This is a genomic window from Streptomyces sp. NPDC102360 (genome assembly GCF_044766085.1).
In the GTDB taxonomy this organism is placed as follows: domain Bacteria; phylum Actinomycetota; class Actinomycetes; order Streptomycetales; family Streptomycetaceae; genus Streptomyces.
Window position 1 is genome coordinate 171,964 of sequence record NZ_JBIWLG010000003.1, and the last position, 23,625, is coordinate 195,588.

Annotated in this window: 20 protein-coding genes; 13 read left to right on the top strand and 7 right to left on the bottom strand. The window is 71.2% G+C overall.

From position 1 onward, the window contains the following. Positions 1-122 precede the first annotated feature (122 nt). Together ACIRHA_RS15060 and ACIRHA_RS15065 are read left to right on the top strand one after the other, a co-directional pair. A complete protein-coding gene (locus ACIRHA_RS15060) occupies positions 123-692 on the top strand; it encodes a DUF4232 domain-containing protein (protein ID WP_403844878.1) in 570 nt (189 codons plus the stop codon). Between the two features lie 129 nt (positions 693-821). Next, a complete protein-coding gene (locus tag ACIRHA_RS15065) occupies positions 822-1,043 on the top strand; it encodes a hypothetical protein (RefSeq protein ID WP_403844881.1) in 222 nt (73 codons plus the stop codon). Between the two features lie 10 nt (positions 1,044-1,053). Here ACIRHA_RS15065 and ACIRHA_RS15070 read toward each other — a convergent pair whose 3' ends face one another. Together ACIRHA_RS15070 and ACIRHA_RS15075 are read right to left on the bottom strand one after the other, a co-directional pair. Further along, the gene (locus ACIRHA_RS15070; protein WP_403844883.1) at positions 1,054-1,317 is read right to left on the bottom strand and encodes a DUF5133 domain-containing protein; all 264 of its coding nucleotides are present in this window, start codon (positions 1,315-1,317) and stop codon (positions 1,054-1,056) included. 137 nt (positions 1,318-1,454) lie between these two features. Then, entirely contained in the window at positions 1,455-2,183 is a 729-nt protein-coding gene (locus ACIRHA_RS15075) for a PP2C family protein-serine/threonine phosphatase (RefSeq protein WP_403844885.1), read from the bottom strand. A gap of 285 nt (positions 2,184-2,468) precedes the next feature. Between ACIRHA_RS15075 and ACIRHA_RS15080 the strand changes: the two genes are divergently transcribed. Further along, complete coding sequence (locus tag ACIRHA_RS15080; RefSeq protein ID WP_403844888.1) at positions 2,469-4,820, top strand: LuxR C-terminal-related transcriptional regulator; 2,352 nt, start codon at positions 2,469-2,471, stop codon at positions 4,818-4,820. Between the two features lie 77 nt (positions 4,821-4,897). Next, entirely contained in the window at positions 4,898-6,706 is a 1,809-nt protein-coding gene (locus tag ACIRHA_RS15085; RefSeq protein ID WP_403844890.1) for a GAF domain-containing protein, read from the top strand. Between the two features lie 29 nt (positions 6,707-6,735). On the opposite strand, the gene ACIRHA_RS15090 is transcribed toward ACIRHA_RS15085, so the two are convergent. From ACIRHA_RS15090 to ACIRHA_RS15100, 3 genes are all read right to left on the bottom strand, one after another. Further along, positions 6,736-7,446, bottom strand: coding sequence for a response regulator (locus tag ACIRHA_RS15090; protein ID WP_403844893.1), 711 nt, complete (start codon positions 7,444-7,446; stop codon positions 6,736-6,738). Positions 7,447-7,574: 128 nt separating this feature from the next. Then, positions 7,575-8,033 (bottom strand): Crp/Fnr family transcriptional regulator, encoded by a 459-nt coding sequence (locus tag ACIRHA_RS15095; protein ID WP_403844895.1) that lies wholly within the window; start codon positions 8,031-8,033, stop codon positions 7,575-7,577. Between the two features lie 283 nt (positions 8,034-8,316). Then, positions 8,317-8,904, bottom strand: a complete 588-nt coding sequence (locus tag ACIRHA_RS15100) for a hypothetical protein (protein WP_403844898.1) — start codon at positions 8,902-8,904, stop codon at positions 8,317-8,319. Between the two features lie 245 nt (positions 8,905-9,149). Between ACIRHA_RS15100 and ACIRHA_RS15105 the strand changes: the two genes are divergently transcribed. The 7 genes from ACIRHA_RS15105 to ACIRHA_RS15135 all read left to right on the top strand — a co-directional run bounded on the left by ACIRHA_RS15105 (position 9,150) and on the right by ACIRHA_RS15135 (position 17,895). Then, positions 9,150-10,007 (top strand): universal stress protein, encoded by an 858-nt coding sequence (locus ACIRHA_RS15105; RefSeq protein WP_403844901.1) that lies wholly within the window; start codon positions 9,150-9,152, stop codon positions 10,005-10,007. Positions 10,008-10,082: 75 nt separating this feature from the next. Continuing rightward, positions 10,083-11,084 carry a LacI family DNA-binding transcriptional regulator gene (locus ACIRHA_RS15110; RefSeq protein WP_403844903.1) on the top strand — a complete coding sequence of 334 codons (1,002 nt, stop codon included), beginning with the start codon at positions 10,083-10,085 and terminating at the stop codon, positions 11,082-11,084. A gap of 183 nt (positions 11,085-11,267) precedes the next feature. Beyond that, a complete protein-coding gene (locus tag ACIRHA_RS15115; protein WP_403844905.1) occupies positions 11,268-12,683 on the top strand; it encodes an extracellular solute-binding protein in 1,416 nt (471 codons plus the stop codon). 59 nt (positions 12,684-12,742) lie between these two features. Then, complete coding sequence (locus ACIRHA_RS15120) at positions 12,743-13,696, top strand: carbohydrate ABC transporter permease (RefSeq protein ID WP_403844907.1); 954 nt, start codon at positions 12,743-12,745, stop codon at positions 13,694-13,696. A 27-nt stretch (positions 13,697-13,723) separates the two neighbouring features. Beyond that, the gene (locus ACIRHA_RS15125; protein ID WP_403846465.1) at positions 13,724-14,599 is read left to right on the top strand and encodes a carbohydrate ABC transporter permease; all 876 of its coding nucleotides are present in this window, start codon (positions 13,724-13,726) and stop codon (positions 14,597-14,599) included. Positions 14,600-14,647: 48 nt separating this feature from the next. Further along, positions 14,648-16,234, top strand: a complete 1,587-nt coding sequence (locus ACIRHA_RS15130) for a glycoside hydrolase family 13 protein (protein WP_403844910.1) — start codon at positions 14,648-14,650, stop codon at positions 16,232-16,234. 242 nt (positions 16,235-16,476) lie between these two features. Continuing rightward, a complete protein-coding gene (locus tag ACIRHA_RS15135; RefSeq protein WP_403844913.1) occupies positions 16,477-17,895 on the top strand; it encodes a PP2C family protein-serine/threonine phosphatase in 1,419 nt (472 codons plus the stop codon). Positions 17,896-17,951: 56 nt separating this feature from the next. Here the strand turns inward: ACIRHA_RS15135 and ACIRHA_RS15140 are convergent, their stop codons facing one another. Next, entirely contained in the window at positions 17,952-19,451 is a 1,500-nt protein-coding gene (locus tag ACIRHA_RS15140; protein ID WP_403844915.1) for a hypothetical protein, read from the bottom strand. 234 nt (positions 19,452-19,685) lie between these two features. On the opposite strand from ACIRHA_RS15140, the gene ACIRHA_RS15145 reads away from it, so the two are divergent. Next, entirely contained in the window at positions 19,686-20,840 is a 1,155-nt protein-coding gene (locus ACIRHA_RS15145; RefSeq protein ID WP_403844917.1) for an aminoglycoside phosphotransferase family protein, read from the top strand. Positions 20,841-21,101: 261 nt separating this feature from the next. Beyond that, positions 21,102-23,048, top strand: a complete 1,947-nt coding sequence (locus tag ACIRHA_RS15150) for an N-acetylmuramoyl-L-alanine amidase (RefSeq protein ID WP_403846468.1) — start codon at positions 21,102-21,104, stop codon at positions 23,046-23,048. A 27-nt stretch (positions 23,049-23,075) separates the two neighbouring features. On the opposite strand, the gene ACIRHA_RS15155 is transcribed toward ACIRHA_RS15150, so the two are convergent. Further along, positions 23,076-23,573: a hypothetical protein gene (locus tag ACIRHA_RS15155; protein WP_403844920.1), complete on the bottom strand. Its 498-nt coding sequence runs from the start codon at positions 23,571-23,573 to the stop codon at positions 23,076-23,078. Between the last annotated feature and the right edge of the window lie 52 nt (positions 23,574-23,625).

Sequence of the window (23,625 nt, forward strand, 5' to 3'; positions counted from 1 at the left end):
ACCGGACGACGTGCCCCGGGTCACACATTCGCGTTAGGGTCGTATGCCTGCATTCACCGCATTTCATTCCTTTGGCGGAGGAAAAGGACCACGACGGACCCACCACGGACTGGGGAATTCCGATGCGCGCTCGTCACGTCACACGTCATGCCACGGCGGCCGTCGCAGCCGCCCTCACCCTGACGGCGCTCACCGTGCCCACCGCGGGAGCGGCCGGCTCCGCCGCGCCCGCCGCACTCGCGCGCTGCGGCGAGAACGATGTGACCGTGCGGGCCGAGCCCTCGGACGACAACGCCGACATCCTGAAGCTGAGCGTGCGCAACGACTCCTCGAAGGCCTGCCTCGTCGACCGCGTCCCGACGGTCACGTACGGGGAGCTGGACGGGGCGGCGCTGCCGCTGCCCACGGTGCCGCACGCCGGGCGCACGCTGGCCGCGCACGACACGGCGTACGCGGCGGTCCTGTCGGTCTCCGACGCGGAGGACGCCAAGGACGAGGCGCCGGCCGTCATGTACGTGACGGTCGCGGCGGTGCCGGATCAGCAGGGCCGCAGCTTCCAGGCGCTGACCCTCGGTTCGCCGACCGGAGTGCGGGTGTGGGAGCCGGTGACGACACTGTGGCAGCCGTCGGCTTCGCGGGCCCAGCAGGTACTGGAGGAACAGACCACGGGCCGCGGCACGCTCGCGGTCTGACGCCCGCCGGCTCCACCGGTCGGGACCATCGCCCCGGCATCCGGGACCTTGGCCCGCTCCGCGGTCCGGCACTCCGCGCCTAGCCTCGGGGTGACACCCGTACCTCCGTACCGAGACCGAGGCACGACCATGGCCCACCTCCCCTACCCGAGCGGCCCCCGCCCCGCGCGGCACAAGTCGCGCTCGACGCGTACCCGGCTCGCGCTCGACGGCAGTGTCGCCGCGACCGCGATCGCCCTTGGTGTGATCACGGCGTCCGGCGGCGTCGACAGCACGACCCAGCGGCACACGCCCCACGTCGACCGGAGCACGGTGGACGTGGGCGCCGTCGACCGGCCCGAGGCGCGCTGAGGCCCTTCACTCAACGCTGACGCCGCACCTGCGGCGCCCTGCGCCGCCGCCCGGAGAGCAAGGAGTCGTCGTGCACACGCGCCCCCGGCAGCCGGTGGCGGGCCGCGACGAGAACCGCGTCCACATCGCCCGTGCCGGTGGCCACACAGAGGCTGTACCCGATGTCGTCGAGCCGGCGCTGCGCGGCGGGTCCCCCGTCGTCGGCGTCGAGGGCGCTGAGCATCTCGTACTCGCGCATGAGATCGGTCAACAGGGCGGGATGGGCGAGAAGCACGACCACCACTCCCTTCCGTTGTCGTCCGCTGTCACAGGATCCGCTCTCTGACTCCCCTGCGACGGGAGACGAAAACACGCACCGGCGACGGGATTTCAGAACGCCGCCGTGCGGTGACCCGTGCGTCGAGCCGTGCGTCAGAGCGAGGCGGGCCGTGCGGGGCCCGACGGTTCCAGCGCCAGCAACGTGGCATCGTCCTGGAGGCGGCCGCCCGCGTGGTGCAAGAGGTCGGCCGAGAGGGCGGCGGTGAACGGGGCGAGCGGCACCGCACTCAGCTCCGTGGCGCGCTCCGCGAGGGGGTAGAACTCGCCCTCCGCGTCGCGGGCCTCGGTCGCGCCGTCGGTGTGCAGCAGCATGCGGTCCCAGGCGGCCGCGGATATCTGCTCGGCGCCGCACCAGCCGTGCGCGAGGTCGAGCAGACCGAGCGGCGGCGCCGGGGCGGGAACAGCGGCGGGGACCGCAGCCCCGTCACGGATCAGCAGGGGCGGCGGGTGTCCGCAGCAGACCACCTCGGCGGACCCGTCGGGGGCGACCGTCACCAGCGTGGCGGTGACGAACCGGTCGGGCTCCTCGGAGTGCGCGACCAGCGAATGCAGCCGCACCGCGAGCACCTCCAACGTCCGCTGCACGCGGGCGAGCCGGTGCCAGGTGCGCAGGACCGCGTCGGCGGTGCGGGACAGCTCGGGCCCCTTGCCCATCACGTCCCCGATGAGCAGCCGGGTCCCGTACGGGGTGTCCACGACGCCGTGCAGATCGCCGCCCGCGTCGCCGTCCGGCCCCGCGCCCGCCGCCAGCCGCCGGGCGCTGACGCCGAGCGTGCCGAACATCTCGGGCAGGGAGGTGGTCGACGACGGACGGGTGGTCATGAGGGCCTTTCGAGAGGGGGTCCGGACGTCTCGGTTCCGGTGGTGTCGACGGGGCGCGGCTCGATCGGCGCGACAGCCGTAGTGCTCCCGGAAGTGTAGTCAGCCGGGCGCGCCGTGTGACGGTTTCGCCGAAGTGCGTGCGGAAATCGCGGGACAGGAGCCAACTACCCATGTGGCCCTTCCCGTTCGGGTGGTCGTCCTGTGAAGGAGGTCCGTTCGCACCCGATTCGGCCTAGCCTGGCGACGGCCGTCGCCAGTATCCGCACCGCACGAGGTGAGCCCCGAATGAACCCGAGTCCCACCCGGCGCACGCCGGGAGACCTGCCCGCCGAGACCACCAGTTTCGTCGGGCGGCGGCGGGAGCTCGGCCAGGTGGCGGACGTGCTGACGCGGGCCAGGCTCGTCACGCTGACCGGGCCCGGCGGCGTCGGCAAGACCCGGACCGCGGTGCGCGCGGCACGCGAGTTGCGGGAGACGTATGCCGACGGGGTGCGGCTCGTGGAGCTCTCCGCGCTGCACGACCCGGCGCTGCTCGCGAACGCGGTCGCGGCGGCGCTCGACCTGCCGGAGCAAGCGGCGCGGCCCGCCATCGAGGTGATCGCCGACCATCTGGAGGGGCGCGAGCTGCTGTTGCTCCTCGACACCTGCGAGCACCTGGTCGACGCGTGCGCGGTGCTCTGCGACGAACTGCTGCGCTCCGCTCCCCGGTTGAGGATCGTCGCCACGAGCAGGCAGCCGCTCGACGTGCCCGGCGAGCACGTCCTGGCGATCGGCCCGCTGAGCATGCCGGAACCCGCGGACGGCGCCGAGCGGGAGTGCGACGCGCTGGCCCTGTTCGCGGACCGGGCGTCCGCGGCGGTGCCGGGCTTCGCGGTGACCGGGGACAACCGGGCGGACGTGCTGGCGCTGTGCCGCCGGCTCGACGGGATCCCGCTCGCCATCGAACTCGCGGTCTCCCGGCTGCGCGTGCTGTCGCTCGACGAGATGCTGGCCCGGCTCGACGACCGGTTCCGGCTGCTCACGGGAGGGCGCCGCACCTCGGTGCCGCGCCATCAGACGCTGCGTACGGCGATCGGCTGGAGCCACGACCTCTCGACCGCGGCGGAGCGGCTGCTGTGGGCCCGGCTGTCCGTGTTCGCGGGCGAGTTGAGCCTCCAGGCGGCCGAAGCGGTGTGTGCCGACGAGGAGATCCTGCCGGTCGAGGACGTGCTGACCTCGCTCATCGGCCTCGTCGAGAAGTCGGTCGTGGTGCGGGTCGAGACCCCCGAGGGCACCCGGTACCGCATGCTCGACACCATCCGCGAGTACGGCCTGGAACAACTCGCGGCGCTCGGCGGCGAGGAGCGGGCCCGGCGGCGCCACCTGGAGTACTTCCTCGACGCGGCGCGCGCCTTCGACCAGGAGTGGACGGGGGACGCGCAGATCCCCCTGCTGCGGGCGCTCGTACGGGACCAGGCGAATGTCCGGATCGCCCTGGAGCACTGCGTGGCCACGCCCCGGCTGCACTGCCACGGACTGGAGATGGCGACGGCGCTGTGGGGCTACTGGCACGCGACCGGGCTGCTCACCGAGGGCAGGTACTGGCTGCGCCGCACCCTGGACGGCTGCCGTGACGAGACGCCACATCGCGTCAAGGCACTGTGGCTGATCAGCTGGTACATGGACATCCAGGGGGAACGGGGCAAGAACGAGGCGCTGTTGAAGGAGGCCGAGCAGGTGGCCGAGCGGATCGGCGACCGGGTCGGCGCCACGTGGACGTTCTCGTTCCAGGCGCATCGCCGGTACTTCCTCGGTCAAATGAAGGGCTGCGCCGACGACTTCGACGAGGTCCGGGCCCGGATGACGGCGCTCGGCGACGACACCGGGCTGCTCATGCTGGGCTTCTACGCCGGGTTCATGCTGATCATCACCGGCGACCACGAGAAGGGCATCGCCTGGTGCGACGACTCGCTCGCGCGCGGTGCCGCGCATCCGGGTGAGCAGTGGGCGCGCAGTTGGGCCCTGTGGGTCAAGAGCGTGGGCCTGTGGCTGAAGGGCGATCACGAGGCGTCCGTCGAGTGCGCCCGTGAGGGCATCCGCAGCAAGGCTGCGCTGCACGACCTGATGGGGCTCGCCCACTTCATGGAGGGCCTGGGCTGGCACGCGGCGAAGCTGCGACGCTTCGAGCGGGTCGCCACGCTGCAGGGCGCGGCCGACGCACTGTGGCGCAGGGCCGCGAAGGAGGCCAGGTTCGGCCTCCCCGTACTGCACGAACTGCACACGCGGGCGGCGGACCTGGCCCGCGAGGTACTGGGCGCCGACGGCTACCACCACTCGTTCGAGGAGGGCGCGGCGCTGCCGCTCGACGCCGTGGTGGACCTGGCGCTCGACGACGAGTCGGCGCCGTCCCCCGACGTGCCACCGCAGCGCTCGGGCCCCACCGACGGGCTGACGCCGCGCGAGCGACAGGTGGCCGCGCTGGTCGGCGAGGGCCGCACCAACCGGGAGATCGCGGCGAAGCTCGTGGTGTCGAAGCGGACGATCGACTCCCATGTGGAACACATCCTCACCAAGCTCGGCTTCACCTCCCGTTCGCAGATCGCCGCCCTGCACGCCCCGTCATCGGCGGACTCCGCCGTTCCACCCTCCGAGGCGTGACGAAGCAGGCCTTAAGGGCGCGAACAGCCGCTACCGTGAGTACGAAAAGACACCTCACCGAGGCCCACGGAGGCCTGATGGCCGAGGACGGTGCACGGGGGCCGGGCCCACTCCCGAAGTTGCGGCTCGACGAACTGCTCGAAGAACTCCAGTTACGCATCGGCGCGGTCCGGCGTACCCGCGACCGCTTGCAGGGGCTGCTGGAGGCGGTCCTGTCCGTGGGGCAGGGGCTGGACATCTCCCAGGTGCTGCGGCGGATCGTGGAGGTGGCCGTGGTCCTGGTGGACGCCGAGTACGGGGCGCTCGGAGTGATCGGCGAGGACCGGCGCACGCTGTCGCAGTTCCTGCCGGTCGGGTTCAGCGAGGAGCTGCGCGCGGAGATCGGTGACCTGCCGTCGGGGAACGGCCTGCTGGGCGAGTTGATCCGGCATCCGGAGCCGCTGCTTCTGTCGGAGCTCGCCGAGCACCCCGCCTCCGCCGGCTTCCCGCCGCACCATCCGCCGATGCACACGTTCGTCGGTGTGCCGATCCGGGTCCGCGACGACGTGTTCGGGAATCTGTATCTGACGCAGAAGCGCGGCGGCGATTTCGACGACGAGGACGTGGCGGTGCTGCAGACACTCGGCGCCGCGGCGGGCGTGGCGATCGAGAACGCGCGTCTGTACGAAGAGGTCCGACTCCGCGAGCGCTGGCTGCAGTTGAGCGCCGACTTCACCGGGAGCCTGCTGTCGGGCTCCGACGAGACCGAGGTGCTGCGCCTGATGGTGGACCGCGCGCGGGAGATCACCGCGGCGGACCTCGGGGTGGTGGCACTCCTCGTCCCCGGCGACCAACTGCTGAACGAGACGCTGGCGCTCGGCGATCGCGCGGGCGCGCACAGCGATGTGACGCTGCCGCGCGAGGGCACCTTCGCCGGAACGGCGCTCGCCGCGGGCGGGCTGGTCACGTCGGACGACATCCGCAAGGACCCGCGGATCACCTACAAGCCGCACCGCTGGGACGGGCTCGGGCCCGCCGTGGCCGTGCCGATCGGCACGTCCGAAGGTGTGCGTGGGGTGCTGATGCTGGCCCGCAAGGCGGAGCATCCCCCGTTCTCCGCCGCGGAGTTGATACCGCTGAGCGGCTTCGCGGGACAGGCGGCCCTCGCCCTGGAACTCGCGGACCGGCGGCGGGACGCGGAGCAGATGAGCCTGCTCGAGGACCGCGACCGGATCGCCCGCGACCTCCACGACCTGGCGATCCAGCGGCTGTTCGCGACCGGTATGACGCTGCAGAGCGCGCAGCGGTTCGTGCAGCACCCGGAGGCCTCGGAGCGCCTGCTGCGGGCCGTGGACGATCTGGACACCACCATCAAGATCATCCGTTCGACGATCTTCGGCCTGCGCGAGCGCGGCGTCCCGCCGACCGGATCCGGGCTGCGGGTGCGGGTCGTACGGGCGGTGGAGGACGCGGCCCAGGTCCTGGGCTTCACCCCGTCGTTGCGCATGGAGGGTCTGATCGACGCGGATGTGCCGGGCCCCTGCGCCGACGACACGCTCGCGGTGCTGGGCGAGGCGCTCACGAACGTCGCCCGGCACGCGCGGGCGTCCTCGGTCGATGTCGCCCTCGTGGTGCGCGGCGGCGCGCTGACGCTGACCGTGGCGGACAACGGCGTGGGGATCACCACGGAGTCCGACGGCCATCGCAGCGGGCTCGCCAACCTGGCGGCCCGCGCGGGACGGCGCGACGGCGCTCTCACGGCCACGGCACGGGACAGCGGAGGGACCCTCCTGGAGTGGAGGGTCCCGCTCGACCCACCGCCGAGCGCCCCGCTCGACCCACCGCCGAGCGCCCCGCTCGACTCACCGCCAAGAGCCCCGCTCGACTCACCGCCAAAGGACACGTGAGCCGAGTCCTGTCAGGGTCGGCGCCCGTGTCACGGCCGGTTCCTGTCCTGTGGCAGCCTCGTCGCGATCACGGCGGCCTGGATCCTGCGCTCCACGCCCAACTTGGCGAGCAGCCGGGAGATGTTGTTCTTCACCGTCTTCTCCGACAGGAACAGCCGCCCCCCGATCTGCCGGTTGGTGAGCCCCTCCCCCACCAGCGCGAGGATGTCCCGCTCCCGATCGGTCAGCTCGACGCCCTCGGCCGCCGACGCTCCCGCGGCGCCCTGCGCGGCCGGCCCGCCCTGCTCCGGGCCGCGCAGGCTGCGCATCAGACGTGCCGTGGTCGCCGGGTCGAGCATGGACTCTCCCGCGGCGACGGTCCGCACGGCGGAGACCAGGTCGGAGCCCTTGATCTGCTTCAGTACGTAGCCGCCCGCGCCGGCCATGATGGCGTCGAGCAGCGCGTCGTCGTCGTCGAACGAGGTCAGCATCAGGCAGCTCACGTCCGGGATGAGCACCCGCAGTTCGCGGCAGATCGTGATGCCGTCGCCGTCCGGGAGCCGCACGTCCAGCACGGCCACGTCGGGACGGAGCGCCGGTCCGCGCGCGATCGCCTGCGCGGCGGTGGCGGCCTCGCCGACGACGCTCATGTCGGGTTCCGCACCGAGGAGGTCGCGCAGGCCGCGCCGCACCACTTCGTGGTCGTCGAGCAGCAGGATGCGAATGGGCCGGTCCGCTGAGAATGTACGTGGCTGTGGCATACGGCCCCCTCGGATGTGGTGTTGCCAGACGGGTGGGTGCGAACCCGTCTAGATCCTGAGGCCGGGCGGACTGATCCGCCAGGGCCGAACGGTACCGTCCGCACGGCCCTGGCGGCCCGTGGTCCCTGCTACGCGGCCCCCGAGCCGTAGGGAGCGTAGAGGTCGAGCAGCCGGGTGCGGGTGACGCTCAGCCGATGGGCGAGCACGCCGCCCACCCACTGGGCCACGAACGATCCGAGGCCGGGGTCGGAGGCACACAGGAGACGTACCGTGAAGGCGTCGAACTCGTGGGCCCTGACCCGGGTTTCGGCGCGTGCGCCGAGCTGCCACACGTACGGCGGGAACAGCCATGACCAGCCGATGAGTTCGCCGTGGCCGAGGTATTCGACCACGGGGGCGTGCCGGCCCGGCACCCGCATGTCGAGGGCGACGGTGCCGCTGCGCAGGAGCCAGAAGCGGTCGGCGCGGGAGCCCTCGTCGAAGAGCCGGGTGCCTTCCGGGAAGTTCACGTCGCGGGCGAAGCGCATCAGCCGGCCGCGGTACTCCTCAGGCAGGGTCTGACTCATCCGTGGTGCCGTGGTGGTCATGGTCGGCCTCCTTCGGTGGCTCGGGCGACGGCCGGGAGCGCTTCCCCGCGGGGGCGCCGTCGGGGCCCGGCTGTCGGCGGGACCGGGCTCCGGCGGCGTCATCGCGTCTTCCGGACGGCGTCCTTGCGATACCTCGACGATGCCGGGTCCGCGCCTGTCCGGGCAGGGGCCGAACGGCTCCGGCGCGGGGCCCTGTCGGCTCTGTCGGCGGGCCCTGTCGGGCCCCTGAGCAGGCGCTCCGCGTCGCTGTCGAACTCCCGTCCGACGCAGCAGCGGCCTGTACCTACGCGTGCCGCCGGCTCCACTCGGGACCCACCCTGCGCCAGTCGTACTCCCATGCCGCGAGCCTGCGGTGGTCGAGGACGCGTCGCAGGAGGAAACGGGCGAGGAGCGCGAGGGTCGCGGTGGTGAAGGCGACCAGGAACGCCGCGGTGAGCGCGCGGGCCCAGATGGCCTCCGAACCCCAGGGCTCGGTGGTGACCCGACCGCTGCGGTCGAGCCAGACAGTGGTGCGATCGCCCCGTTCGAGCCCGGCGGGGACGGGCGCCGTCGCCACGATGGTGCCCCGCCCGTCATCGGTCCAGCGGACCTTGACCGGATACGTGACCGAGTCCTGCACACCGCTCTGGGACGGCACGTAGTCCGGGGCGTCCTCGACCAGCTTGGCCCGCACCTGCTGCCGCTGCGCCACCTGTGCGCGGGCGTGCCCGGCGGCGTCGTCATGGGCCGCCCAGCCCGCCGCGGCACCCGCGGCGGGCGCCACCAAGAGGGCGAGCAGTCCGAGCAGCAGCGCAGCCCACCCCTCGACCGCGTCCGACCTGCGCCGCAGGGGGTTGCCCTTGGCTTGCCTGAACTTCTTGCAGGTCGTCATCGTCACCTCCCTGCCAGAGTAAAGCCACGTTCGCGCTCCCGGGCCGCCCGGCACAGGGGCCGAACGGCCCTTCGCCGAGGGCCGGTTCGCCTCTCCCTGTGCTGGTCGGACCGGTGAGAAGGTCGCGGACACCGGGGCCCGCAAGTACTCGATCCGTCAGTGCTCCACACGAGTGACCACCGCAAGGCGTGGAACCCGCACCGGAGGCACACCGTCCGCGTCACCGCCACGGAGAGGTTCCCGACATGACCAGTAGCCGCGTACTGAGCGTCGGGACCGACGCTTCACGCGAGAGCGTGCACGCCGCGGACTGGGCGGCCCGCGAGGCACTGCGCCGCCGCCTGCCGCTGCGGCTCGTACAGGCGGCGGGCACGGAGCGGCCGGCACCCCGGCTGCCGGACGTCGATCTGCCCGACCGCGGCGTCCTCGACGTGGTCGCGCTCCGGCTGTCGTACGCCCACCCCGCCCTCGAGATCATCGCCCGGCGCCGCGCCGCGCAGCCCGTGGCCGCTCTGCTGGAGGCGGCCGAGGAGTCGGAGAGCCTGGTGCTCGGCTCGCGCGGCTTCACCGGCTACTCCGGGTTCCTCGTCGGCTCGGTCGCCCTCGCGGTCACGGCGCGCGCGAGGAATCCGGTGGTCCTGGTGCGGGCGGGCGGGCTGCCGGAGGACGAGCGGGACGGGCCCGGCTTCCGGCCCGTGGTCGTGGGGCTCGACGTGACGTCGCCCGCCGACGAACTCCTCTCGTACGCCTTCGAGGCCGCGGCCCTGCGCGGCGCCCCGCTGCACGCGCTGCACGCCTGGACGCTGCCGCCGCTGCGCGGCAATCGGCCGGACGGGGCGCAGCCGGGCGACGCCGCTCGCCAGGAGGAGCGGCTGCGCGGGACCCTCGCGGAGGCGGTGCGGGCCTGGCACACGAAGTATCCGGAGGTGCGGGTCGAGGAGCGGCTCCTGTACGGGCAGCCGGGCCACCATCTCCTCAAGGCGGCCACGGGTGCGAGCCTCACGGTGGTCGGGCGTCGGACCGACGCCGCCCATCTGGGCTGCACCGCGCACTCGGTGGTGCACCATGTGACCAGCCCGGTCGCGATCGTTCCGCACAGCTGAGGCCGCGGATCCCGCAGGGCCGAATGTCTCCATCACGCAAACGGGGCGCAAGTTCTTGCGCTAATCTTGCGCTCCATGACGCGCAGACTTGCTCAGGTGGCGAAGAAGGTCGGGGTCAGCGAGGCCACGGTCAGCCGGGTGCTCAACAACAAGCCCGGGGTGTCGGAGGCGACGCGCCAGTCGGTGCTCACCGCGCTCGACGTCCTCGGCTACGAGCGGCCGACCCAGCTGCGCGGTGAACGGGCCCGCCTGGTCGGCCTGGTCCTGCCCGAGCTGCAGAACCCGATCTTCCCCGCGTTCGCGGAAGTGATCGGTGGCGCGCTCGCCCAGCAGGGCCTCACCCCGGTGCTGTGCACACAGACCAAGGGGGGCGTCTCGGAGGCCGACTACGTAGAGCTGCTGCTGCAACAGCAGGTCTCCGGTGTGGTGTTCGCGGGCGGCCTGTTCGCGCAGGGGGACGCCGAGCACGGCCACTACCAGCGGCTCGCGCAGCGCCAGGTGCCGGTGGTGCTCGTGAACGCCGCGATCGAGCGGCTCGGTTTCCCGTGTGTGGCGTGCGACGACGCGGTCGCCGTGGAGCAGGCGTGGCGGCACCTGTCCTCGCTCGGCCACGAGCGCATCGGCCTGGTGCTGGGCCCGGACGACCACATGCCTTCGCAGCGCAAACTCGCCGCCGCCCGCGCCGTGCAGGGAAAGCTCCCGGGCACGGCGGTCGAGCGGGCCATGTTCTCCCTGGAGGGCGGGCACGCGGCGGCGACCCGGCTCATCTCCCGCGGTATCACGGGCATCATCTGCGCCAGCGACCCCTTGGCGCTCGGCGCGGTACGGGCCGCCCGCCGCGCGGGGCTCTCCGTGCCGGGCGACGTCTCGGTGGTCGGCTACGACGACTCGGCGTTCATGAACTGCACCGAGCCGCCGCTGACCACGGTGCGCCAGCCGATCGAGGCGATGGGGCGGGCCGCGGTCGAGCTGCTCGTCGCGCAGATCCAGGGTGGCTCGGTGCCGCCCGGTGAGCTGCTGTTCGAGCCCGAGCTGGTGGTGCGGGGGTCGACGGCGCCGCCGACCCCGGCCGCGTAGAAACAACTCAACTCCCCCACGCCGCCGCCCTGTTCATATTTTGCGGAATACGCGCGACATCTTGCGCCCTACTGGTGGCGGTGCTTGAGTGTGGCTCGCCCCGGCACCCCGGTCTCGCCGACCGCGGTGCCGCGGGCCTCCACGTTCCTGCCTGCACAGGCTCAGGCCCGAAGGGGACCACCGATGAGTAGCATCTGGCCGCGCCCTGCCCTCCGTACGTCCGCCGCGGCGATCGCCACGGCCCTGGCCCTGGGCTCGCTCGCGGCCTGCGGCACCAGCAGCTCCGACGACGACGGCGGTGGGGCGGACGCCGGTTCGAAGGCCGACATCAGCGCCCCGCTCGACCCGAAGACCAAGGTCTCGCTGACCATCGACTGCATGCCGCCGAAGGCGAAGGCGGCCGAGCGGCGGCAGTGGATCGAGGACGTCAAGACGTTCAACGAGAAGTATCCGAACGTCACGATCAACGGGAAGTCGACCGCGGGGCAGTGCGAGGAGCCGGCCCGGTTCACCGCCGCGCTCAAGGCGAAGTCCCAACCGGACGTCTTCTACACGTACTTCACCGATCTTCAGCAGGTGCTCGACAACAACGGCGCCGAGGACATCACCCCGTACGTCACGAAGAAGACCGTCCCGGCGCTCGGCTCGATCGACCCCGGTGTGCTCGGCGCGCTGAAGAAGGACAACAAGCTCTACGGCCTGCCCACCAGCAACTACACGATGGGCCTGCTCGTCAACCGCAAGCTGTTCAAGCGGGCGGGCCTCGACCCGGACAAGCCGCCGACGACCTGGGCCGAGGTACGCACGGCCGCGAAGAAGATCGCCGGGCTCGGGAACGGCATCTCCGGGTACGGCGAGTACAGCGCCGAGAACACCGGCGGCTGGCACTTCACATCGACGATGTACGGGCTCGGCGGCGACGTCGTCTCCCCCGACGGCACGAAGGCCGCGTTCAACGACGCGACCGGCAAGCAGGTCGCGAAGCAGCTGCACGACATGCGCTGGAAGGACAACAGCATGGGCAGGACTCAGCTGTTGAAGTGGGGCGACCTTCAGAAGCAGATCGCGTCGGACAAGCTCGGCATGTTCCTCGCCGCGCCCGACGACGTGACGTACATGGTGCAGCAACTGGGCGCGGACTACGACAACTTCGGGATGGGGCCAATCCCCGGCGGCAAGGCCACGCTCTTCGGCGGCAACGACTACATGATCAAGAAGGGTTCCTCGCCTGACAAGATCAAGGCCGCGATCGCCTGGCTGAACCTCAAGACGCTGGCCCCCGGAAAGGGCCAGTTCGACTGGGCCAGGACCAAGGAGGACAAGCTCCCGGTCGGCCTGCCGCAGCCCAACTTCTTCACCGGCGCCGTGAAGGCGGACGACCTCCGGTCGCGGACGAGCAACGCCACCATGCCCGTACGCAACTTCGAGCCGTTCATGGCGAACCCGGTGCGCGGCAAGGCCGAGCCGCCGAAGGCGCAGGAGGTCTACAAGGTCCTCGACAACGTCATGTCGGGCGTCCTGACCAACAAGAACGCCGACGTCGACAAGCTCCTGTCCACCGCAGCGCAGCAGGTCAACCAGGTGCTGGCCAACCCGTAGGACGCCCACCGCACGCAGGACGTCCCACCGGTACCTGATCCTTGATCCGAGGAGTGACCATGTCGGCCCCGACGCTGCCCGCGAAGCCCCGGCAGTCCGCACCCCCCGCACGAAGGCACCAACTCACCCCACGCGACGGCTCGTTCGCACGCTCCGTGAAACGCAATCTGTCCGCCCACGGCTTCCTGATCGGCGCGGTGCTCTGCTTCTCCTTCTTCTCCTGGTATCCGATGGTCAGGGAGTTCCTGCTGGCCTTCCAGAAGACGAAGGACGGCCGCACCACCTGGGCCGGCTGGTCCAATCTCACGTACGTCCTCAACGACCCGGCCTTCTGGCAGGCCTGGCGCAACACCCTCCTGTTCACCGCCCTGGCCCTGATCCTGGGCTTCGCCGTCCCGTTCCTCGTGGCGGTCCTGCTCAATGAATTCCGGCACGGCCAGGGCTACTTGAGGATGCTGGTCTACCTCCCGGTGATGCTGCCGCCGGTCGCCTCCGTGCTCCTGTTCAAGTACTTCTACGACCCCGGATACGGCCTGTTCAACCGCATCCTCGGCGTCTTCGGAATACCGGAGCAGCAGTGGCTGCAGTCCACCGACACCGCGATGCTGTCCGTCGTCATCGCGGCGACGTGGATGAACATGGGCGGCGCGACGCTCATCTATCTGGCCTCGCTCCAGGGCATCCCCGGCGAGTTGTACGAGGCCGCGGAGCTGGACGGCGCGGGCCTGTGGCGCAAGATCTGGCACGTGACGATCCCGCAGACGCGGCTCATCCTCTCGCTGATGTTCCTGATGCAGATCATCGCGACGATGCAGGTCTTCACGGAGCCGTTCCTGCTGACGAACGGGGCCGGCCCCGAGGGCTCCACGACCACGGTCGTCTATCTGATCTACCAGTACGCCTTCAACTTCAACAACTACGGCGGCGCGGCGGCCCTGGGCCTCGTCCTGCTCGTCCTGCTCGCGGCGTTCTCCGCGGTGTACGTACGGCTGAGCCGCTCCCAGGACGACTGAGGAGACCCGCCCATGGCTACCGACACGATGCGCCCCCGCACTCTCATCTCCCCCGCCCAGCTCGGCCGGCGCCGCGGCAGGATCGCCTACTGGACGGTCTTCGGCGTCACCATGGCCCTGTTCACGCTGGTCTTCCTCGGCCCGCTGTACTGGATGGTGACCGGCGGCCTCAAGACCACGGCGGAGATCGTCCAGTCCCCGCCGACCCTGGTGCCCGACAGCGTGCACCCGAAGAACTACCAGTCCGCATGGCAGGTCATGGACCTCGCCAAACTCCTCTTCAACACGCTCTACTACGCGTTCGGCGCGCTCGCCTTCCAGCTCGTGCTCGACGTCGCCGCCGCCTACTCGCTCTCCAAGCTGCGCCCGCTGTTCGGCAACGTCATCCTCGGCATGATGCTCGCGACGCTGATGATCCCGGCGACCGTGCTCGTCGTCCCGCAGTATCTGACGGTTCTCGACGTGCCGATCTTCGAGCGGAATCTACTGAACAGCCCGTGGGCGATCTGGCTGCCGTCCGTCACGAACGCCTTCAGCATCTTCCTGCTCAAGCGGTTCTTCGACTCGATCCCGCGGGAGCTTCTCGACGCGGCGTCCATCGACGGCGCCTCGCCGCTGCGCACGCTGCGCTCGGTGGTGCTGCCGATCTCCCGGCCGATCCTCGGCGTCGTCTCCATCTTCGCGGTGGTCGGCGTGTGGAAGGACTTCCTGTGGCCGATGCTGACGCTGCCGGACCCGGCGAAGCAGACGCTGAACGTCGGCATCTACTCGCTGTCCAACGGCGTTCCGCAGAACCAGCTGATCGCCGCGCTCACCATCGCGTCCGTGCCGACGCTGATCCTCTTCCTGCTCTTCCAGCGGAACATCATGAGCGGCCTGACCGCCGGCGGCCTCAAGGGCTGACCCGCCCCGCTCCCGCTCACCCACACCTTTGCGCGAAAGGACCCCTTCGTGGTGGCCGACGACTGGTGGCGCAGTGCTGCCATTTACCAGGTGTACGTCCGCAGCTTCGCCGACGGCGACGGCGACGGCACCGGCGATCTCGCCGGCGTCCGGGCCCGCCTGCCGTATCTGGCCGGGCTCGGCGTGGACGCCATCTGGTTCACGCCCTGGTACCGCTCGCCGCTCGCGGACGGCGGCTACGACGTGGCGGACTACCGCGCGATCGATCCGGCGTTCGGCACCCTCGCCGAGGCCGAGAAGCTGATCGCGGAGGCGCGGGACCTCGGCATCCGCGCGATCGTTGACATCGTGCCGAACCATGTCTCCGACCAACACCCTTGGTTCCAGGCGGCGTTGGCGGCGGGCCCGGGCAGCCCGGAGCGCGAGCTGTTCCACTTCCAGCCGGGGCGCGGCACACACGGCGAGCTGCCTCCGAACAACTGGCCCTCCCAGTTCTCGGGCGCCACCTGGACCCGGGTGCCGGACGGCGAGTGGTACCTGCACCTGTTCACGCCGGAGCAGCCGGACCTCAACTGGGCGCACCCGGCGGTGCGCCAGGAGCACGAGGACGTGCTGCGGTTCTGGTTCGAGCGGGGCGCGGCCGGCATGCGCGTGGACTCCGCGGCGCTGCTCGCCAAGGACCCGGCGCTCGCCGACGCCGCCGGTGACGACGACACGAACGGCTACGTCGACCGCGACGAACTGCACGACGTCTACCGCTCCTGGCGCGCCGTCGCGAACGACTACGACGGGATCCTGATCGGCGAGCTGTGGGTCCCGGACCCCGAGCGCTTCGCCCGCTACCTGCGCCCCGACGAACTGCACACCGCCTTCAACTTCGACTTCCTCGCCCGCCCCTGGGACGCCGCCGAACTCCGCGCGTCCATCGACGCCACCCTCGCCTACCACGCCCCGGTGGGCGCGCCGGCGACATGGGTGCTGTGCAACCACGACGTGACCCGCACGGTCACCCGCTACGGCCGCGCCGACACCCGCTTCGACTTCGCGACCAAACGGTTCGGCACCCCCACCGACCTCGGGCTCGGCCTGCGCCGCGCCCGCGCGGCGGCACTCCTCTCGCTCGCCCTGCCCGGGTCCGTATACCTCTACCAGGGCGAGGAGTTGGGCCTGCCGGAGGTGGAGGTGGACCGCGCGCACATCCAGGACCCGATGCACGCCCGCTCGGCCGGCGTCGACCCCGGCCGCGACGGCTGCCGCGTGCCGCTGCCGTGGACCGCGCACGGATCGACGTACGGCTTCGGGGACTCGGCCGGGGCCTGGCTGCCGCAGCCGCCCGACTGGGGGACGTACGCCGCCGAACGCCAGCAGGACGACCCGCGCTCGATGCTCTCGCTGTACCGGAGCGCGCTGCGCATGCGGGCATGCCAACCGGGCTTTCGCGGCGACGAGTTGACCTGGCTGAGCGCACCCGAGGAGGTACTCGCGTTCACCCGCGGACACGACCTCGCCTGCTTCGTGAACCTCGGGACGGAGCCCGCCCGACTCCCGCCCCACCAAGAGGTGTTGCTGACCAGCGACCCCCTGGACGGCGACGGTCGGCTGCCGGGCGATACGGCGGCTTGGCTTCGTACGTAGGTTTCGCTACGCCGATCGGTGGGGCACGGATCACCGCACGTATGAACGCGACATACGCCTTCCCCGGCCATGCGTTCGAGCGGAGCGCACGAAGGAGCCCACCCTGAGGACAAGGGCATATGCCATAAGCACCACCGCATCGTGTATGGCCAAATCCCTTACGGGGCAACGCGGCCTGTGCCAGAGTCTTTAGCGGTCCTTCCGTCAGCCCTGGCCATCTGCGCCCGCATCGGAGTTTCCTCATGCCGCCCCATACGTTCGCGGACCGCCCCGCCGGCCAACCGCCGGAGCGTGGCGCCGTCGACGCACTGATTTCGCAGACGCGTCGCCTGCTCGGCGACGTCGACGCGGTGCGCCGCGAATCGGTGATGACGGACGAGGCAGACCCCGAGTCCCGCTGGCAGCGCGCGCTGTACGAACTGGCGGTGCACCAACTCAGCGACCTCGACCGACACTTGGCACAGCTGCGGGAGGGCCCCGCCCCACTGGCGGGCCTGCCGCCCCAGCGGGCCACCGCGACGCCGCCGCCCGGCTCCCTGCTGAGCCGGGTGGGCAGCGCCGAATGGAACCTGCTGACCGACGAGGCCACCTGGTCCGGCGAGCTGTACCAGATCCTCGGCAGGGACCCCGCCGCACCCGCGCTCACGCTCGACGAGCTGCCGGCCCTGGTGCACGCCGACGACCAGCCGAGGCTGACCGCGATGGTCACCGACTGCCTGATCGACGGCAAACCGATCGACGGGGAGTTCCGCGTCGTGCGCCCGGACGGATCCGTGCGCACGGTGCACATGATGGGCGAGCCCGTGCTCGACGCCGACGGCGCGACCGCCTCGATGTGGGCGGTCGTACGCGACGTCAGCGAACTGCGCCGGAGCCAGCGCGCGGTGAGCGAGACCCGTGACTCGCTCCAGCGCCAGCGGCACATCGCGCAGACCGAGCACCGGCTCGCGGTCGAGCTGCAGGAAGCCGTGCTACCGCCGTGGCGTGGCTCCCTGCGGCTCCCGCACAGCGTCCCCGGCGGCCTCGAGCTGGCCGCCCACTACTTCCCCTCCTCCGTCGGCAACCTCGTCGGCGGCGACTGGTACGACGCGCTCGAACTGCCGGGCGGCCGCACCCTGTTGACCGTCGGCGATCTCACGGGGCACGGCGTGGCCGTCACCTCCGGCATGGCGATGCTGCTCGGCGCGGTCCGCGGCATGGCGATGTGCGACACCCCGCCGGGCGAGCTGCTCGGCTCCCTCAACCACCTCCTCGACTCATCCGCGCAGCCCGCGCTCGGCAGCGCCCTGTGCTGCCGTTACGACCCCGCGGCCCGCACGCTGGCGTGGGCGCAGGCGGGACACCCCGCCCCGCTGCTGTTCCGCGACGGGACGGGGCGTGCGCTCACGCCACCCGATGGCGTCCTCCTCGGTGCCACGTCCGGCGCCGTCTACGGGCAGGCCGAAGAGCCGCTGCGCGCCGGAGACCTGCTGCTCCTGCACACGGACGGACTCGTGCCACGGCGTGGCTCGACCGCGTCCGCGGGTCGACTGCTCGCGCTTGCGGAGCCGCTGACCGCGGCCCGGGACGTGCAGGAGTGCGTGAGCGTGCTCCGGGAGGAGTTCGGTCGGGGCGAGCGTGAGGACGACGCCTGTGTTCTCGTCGCCAGGATCGGTTCCTGACGACCTGCGCGCTCTTCCGGCCGGTGTGTCTCCGGCTCATTCCGGGTGTCCGGTGATTACGCCTGCGCCCGCTTCCCCGAAGTCCTCGGCAGCGCCAGCTTGATCTCCTGACGCAGGTCGTCGATCTTCGGGTAGTCCGCATAGGTTCCGGTGAGCCGGTACATCTCGCGCAGCCTGTCCCAGGTGCGGTGCGAGGAGTTGGAGCCCATCGAGTTGAGCGCCAACCGCGCGTACCTGTCCGCCTGTTCGGGGTCGTCGGCGATGAAGCAGGCCGAGGCCATCGACAGGTGGTCGAAGATGTTCGAGCGGTCCCGGCCTCCCCCACGCAGCGCCAGGGCCTCGTGGGCATGCTGCTGCGCGATGACGGCGGCGGACGGATCGTGCTCGGCGAGGGTGCGGTAGGCCAGGGCCTGCATACCGTGCAGATCCGCCTCGTCGAACATCTGCATCCAACTCGGCGGCGGCACATCGCCCTTGTCGGAGACGAAGAGCTCCTCCGCCTGACCGAGCGTGCGGCGCATCGCCTGCCCCTTGCCCATGGACGCCTGTGCCCAGGCCTCGATGGTGTAGAGCATCGCCTTCGTACGCGGCAACACCTGGTCACCGGAGCCGGACTTGGCGAGCTTCATCAGGTCGAGCGCCTCGCCGGGCGCCCCGAGATGGATCTTCTGGCGGGCGGCCCGCGACAGGGCCTCGCCGGCCCGCGGCCGGTCCCCGCCCTCCCGCGCGGCGTGCGCGGCGATGACGAAGTACTTCTGCGCCGTGGGTTCCAGGCCGACATCGTGGGACATCCAGCCCGCGAGGACGGCGAGATTGGCGGCGACGCCCCACAGGCGCCGCTGCAGATGGTCGGGGTGGCGGTAGGAGAGCATTCCGCCGACTTCGTTGAGCTGGCCCACGACCGCCTTGCGCTGCAACCCGCCGCCGCGGGAGGCATCCCAGGCCCGGAACACCTCGACCGAGCGCTCCAGTTCCTCGATCTCCTGGGACCCGATGGGGGCCGCCTCGTAGCGGTCGAACCCGGCCGCGTCGGCGGCCGCCGGGTTGGACAGGGGATCGTTGATCCTGGGTGCGTCGGCCGCGAGAGCCGGGTCGGTGTGCAGCCAGTCGTGCATGGCACTGCTGAGTGCGGAGCCTGCGGCGAGCGCGGCACCCGCGCCCACCAAGCCGCGTCGGTTGAGCATGAGGTCCATTCCCGTGAATTCGGTGAGGACCGCCGCTGTCCGCTCGGGCGCCCACGGCACGCCATCGGGGCCTCGTTCCTCCAGGCCGCCGCTCTGCCGCTTCCCTACGCGCCCGTGTCGGACGAGACCGAGGTCCTCGATGGTCACGACACGGCCGAGTCGCTCGGTGAACAGCGCCGCCATCACCCTGGGCACCGGATCGCGCGGGATCTCTCCCATGTCGATCCACCGCCGCACCCGCGAGGTGTCGGTCGCCAGCTGCGCGTGGCCCATGGCCGCGGCCTGCCGGTTGACCAGTCTCGCGAGTTCGCCCTTGGACCAGCCGGCGAGGCCGAACAGGTCGTTCAGGCGGGTGTTGGGTTGTCCGTTCACGTAAGCCCCCAGGTTCTCGGCTGAAATTGACAGTAGCCCTCTGTCAGTTGCAGGGCGACTATTCGCCAGGGTTCGCCAGGGTGCGCCAGCTGTTGTGCTCTTGGGCGCCTGGTGTCAGGTAGGAGTGCGCCACCCCGACCCGGTCACAGCAGGGCATTCCCCAGGGTGTACCGAACCGGCCGGGCCGGGACGGCGCAGGCAACTCACTGGCACACGAAGGGATCTGTTTCGCCCATGTACGCAGCATCGTCCTCCGTGTCCGCCCCGCCCCGGCCGCTGCGCCCCGCCCGTCCGGCGGCCGGCGGAAGCGGCCCGTACCTCGACCCCGCGCGGCCCGCGGCTCCGACGCTGAACGGCATCGCCCGGCCGCGTCGCGCCCCGGGGCTCGGCACGCAACCGCTCAGCGGGAGACTCGACTTGTCCGGCCCCCAGGGCGCCCAACTGCGCACGGCGATCGCGTCGGTGCACCGGATCTGCCCGGAGTTCCATCCGGTGCAGGTGCTGCGCCGTTCCCCGCGCTCCGTGCTCCTCGTCGGCACGACAGGGCGCAGCACCGCCGTCGCGAAGTGTTTACTGGACCACGCCCCCGCATACACGGCGCGGATCCGGCACGAGATAGCCGCATACCGCTCGTTCGTCCGACACCGGCCCCCGGTGCGGGTGCCCCGGCTCATCGCCGCGGACCCCGACAACGGCACGCTGGTGATCGAGCGGATGCCCGGCCGGGTGGCGGCCCTGCAGCGCCACCCGGTCGAGGCTCCGCCGCGGGCGGACGTGCGCGCCGCACTCGGTGCGATCTGCCGGCTCAACCAGTGGCGGCCGCCGGCGGGCACCTTCGACGCGCCACTGGACTACGCGGCGCGGATCAACCGCTTCCATGACCTGGGCCTGCTCACCGACCGGGACATGGGCGACCTGCAGAAGCTGCTGCACGGGATCGCGCACACCGCCGGCCGCGGCGGTATGGGCCAGTTCTGCCACGGCGACGCCCTGTTGTCGAACGTGCTGCTGGCTCCCACCGGTCCGGTGCTCGTGGACTGGGAGCACGCGGGCTGGTACCTGCCGGGTTACGACCTGGCGACGCTCTGGTCCGTGCTCGGCGACGCCCCGGTGGCGCGGCGTCAGATCAGTCAGCTCGCGCAGTCCGGCGGGCCCGCGTCGCGCGACGCGTTCCTGGTCAACCTGATGCTCGTACTGACACGGGAGATCCGTACGTACGAGACGGCCGTGCAGCGTTCCCTGCACGAACAGACCCCGGCGGCACCGTCGGTACAGGCCCATCCCGGTGCTGCGCCGTCCGGTGAGGAGCAGCGGCTGTTGCTGCGCCGCCTGCACGACGACTGCAATATGGCCCGCAAGGCGGTGCGAGCGGCAGTCGGCACTCGCTGACGGGGACGACGATCCGCGGGGCGCCCGGCAGAATCAGGGCGCACCGCGGATCTTCGTATGTCCGGCCCGATGGGCGGCCGATGGGCACGGGCCGGAAATCCGGGGGAAACTCCGCTGGGCACCGCATGATTGACGGATCGTCGGCGGGCCGGTAGCACTGAGCCATCATCGGCCCGCAGGCACCGTGCAGCATCCCGAACCCGGCGTTCCCAGGAGGCACCGTTGTCCCGATACTTCACCGAAAGACGTTCCCGTGCGGGTGTGCGGGTGGCGGGTGGCACCCTCGGTGTGGCGGCGCTGTTGTTGCCGCTGCTCGGTGCGGCCCCGCCCGGTGCCTCGGCCGAGGCGCCTTCGGGCCGGTTGCAAGGCGCGTTCGCTTCGGCGGCGGCCGAGTACCAGGTGCCGCAGAGCGTGCTCCTCGGTGTGTCGTATCTGCAGTCGCGGTGGGACACGCACGGCGGGGCGCCGAGCGTCACCGGTGGCTACGGCCCCATGCACCTGACGGACGCGCGCGCCGCGCTGGCGAACGTGGCGCGGCACAGCGAGGCGGAGGGCGACGCCCGCGGCGACGACTCGCGGGCTCCGCTCAAGGCTTCCGAGGCCGTGCCGACGAACACCCAACTCCCCGCGCGCCTACGGACGTTGCCGCGCGCCGCGGAACTCACCGGCCTGTCGGCGGAGCGGCTGCGCGGCGACCCGGCGGCGAATGTGCGGGGCGGCGCCGCCCTTCTCGCGGCCGCGCAGAAGAAGCTCGGCAAGCCGCTCAGTGACCGGCCCGCCGACTGGTACGCGGCGGTCGCGAAGTTCTCCGGCGCGGACGACGCCGCGACGGCGGGCACGTACGCGAACGATGTGTTCGCGGTGATCCGCGACGGAGAGCGCCGCACCACGGACGCCGGCCAGCAGGTCACCCTCCGCGCCCGTCCCGACGCCGAACCGCAGGCCGCGCAGATCGAGAGGATGGGCCTGCGCAAGGCGGACGCGGGCGGGACCGAGTGCCCGAAGACGGTGTCGTGCGAGTGGATCCCGGCGCCGTACGAGGAGTTCAAGGACGAGAACGGCAACGACGACTACGGCAATCACGATCTCGCCGACCGTCCGAAGGACCAGAGCATCGACTACATCGTCATCCATGACACGGAGTCGACGTGGGAGCAGACGCTCAAGCTGGTCCAGGACAAGACGTATCTGGCGTGGCACTACTCACTCCGCTCGACGGACGGCCACATCGTGCAGTCCATCAAGAACAAGGACGTCGGCTGGCACGCGGGCAACTGGTACGTCAACGCGAAGTCGATCGGTCTGGAGCACGAGGGTTTCCTCGCGCAGCCGGACTCCTGGTACACGGAGGAGATGTACCGGTCCTCCTCGCGCCTGGTGAAGTACCTGTCGAAGAAGTACGGCATCCCGCTGGACCGGCAGCACATCCTGGGTCATGACACGGTGCCGGGCCCGACGACGTCCACCATCAAGTCGATGCACACGGACCCGGGCCCGTACTGGGACTGGTCACACTACTTCGCGCTGATGGGCAAGCCGTTCCACCAGACGGCCGGGCCGAACGGCGGCCTCGTGACCGTCGCCCCCGAATTCGACGAGAACCAGCCGAAGTTCACCGGCTGCGAGAAGGCGGGGGCGGCCTGCGCGCCGCACGGTTCGAGCGCGGTACGGCTCTACTCGAAGCCCAGCGAGGACGCTCCGCTGATCAAGGACATCGGGCTGCGGCCCAATGGTGATCCCTCGACGATCGACGTCAACGACATGGCGTCGCGGGTTTCGGCGGGCCAGCAGTACGCGGTCGCGGGCCGCGAGGGTGACTGGACGGCCATCTGGTACCTGGGCCAGAAGGCCTGGTTCAAGAACCCGTCCGAGCAGCCGACCGCCGTACCGGCCAAGGGACTTGTGGTCACTCCGAAGCCGGGCGCGAGCGAGGTCCCGGTGTACGGGCGGGCCTACCCGGAGAAGGAGGCCTACCCGGCGGGCATGACGCCGCAGGCGATCTCCCCGCTGCCGTACAAGCTCCTGTCCGGCCAGCGCTATGCGACGGGCGGGACGACCAGGGGTGAGTACTTCTACTCCCCCACGTTCGACACGTCGACGCACAAGGTGGTCAAGGGCAAGGACGTGTACTACGAGATCCAGTTCGGACACCGCGTCGCGTGGGTACGGGCGGCGGATGTGCAGGTGCTGCCCTCGACGGTGTCGTAACGCCCGACGCGTGCTGTGCCGCGCTGCTCAGCCCTGCTGGAACAGCTCCGCCGGCAGCGGCTTGAGCAGCGCGTACAGGTCGTCCGTGATCGGGCGGTCCCAGGACGCGATGGTCACCAGCACGTTGTCACTGCGGTCGAACTGGACGCAGGAGATCCGCGTCTCGGAGAGCTTCAGGCGGCGCACCACGAGGAGGTTGTCGCCCTGCATCACCGGGACGTCCTCCACGTCGGTGACGGTGACTTCCTCGTCGTTCTCGAGCGCCACGAGGAGCTGGGCGACCTCGAAGGGGATCTCGCCGTCGCCGACCTCGCGGGCCGGGGAGCCCTCGGGCAGATTGCCGATGACCATCGCGGGGCCGCGCCCGCCGAAAAGGTCGTAGCGCAGGAACACGCCCTGGCACGTTCCGTCGGGGGCGGGCAGCAGACCGGCGCCCAGGTTGCCCGGCCAGTCGCCCGGATCCATGGCCAGGACGTCGAAGTCGGGACCCGCGGGGGTCGCAGCGCGGCGGCGGAGGAAGGACATGCGCCAATAGTACGTCGCGCGCGGCGTCATCCTGCGTCGGGGTTTACGCAGC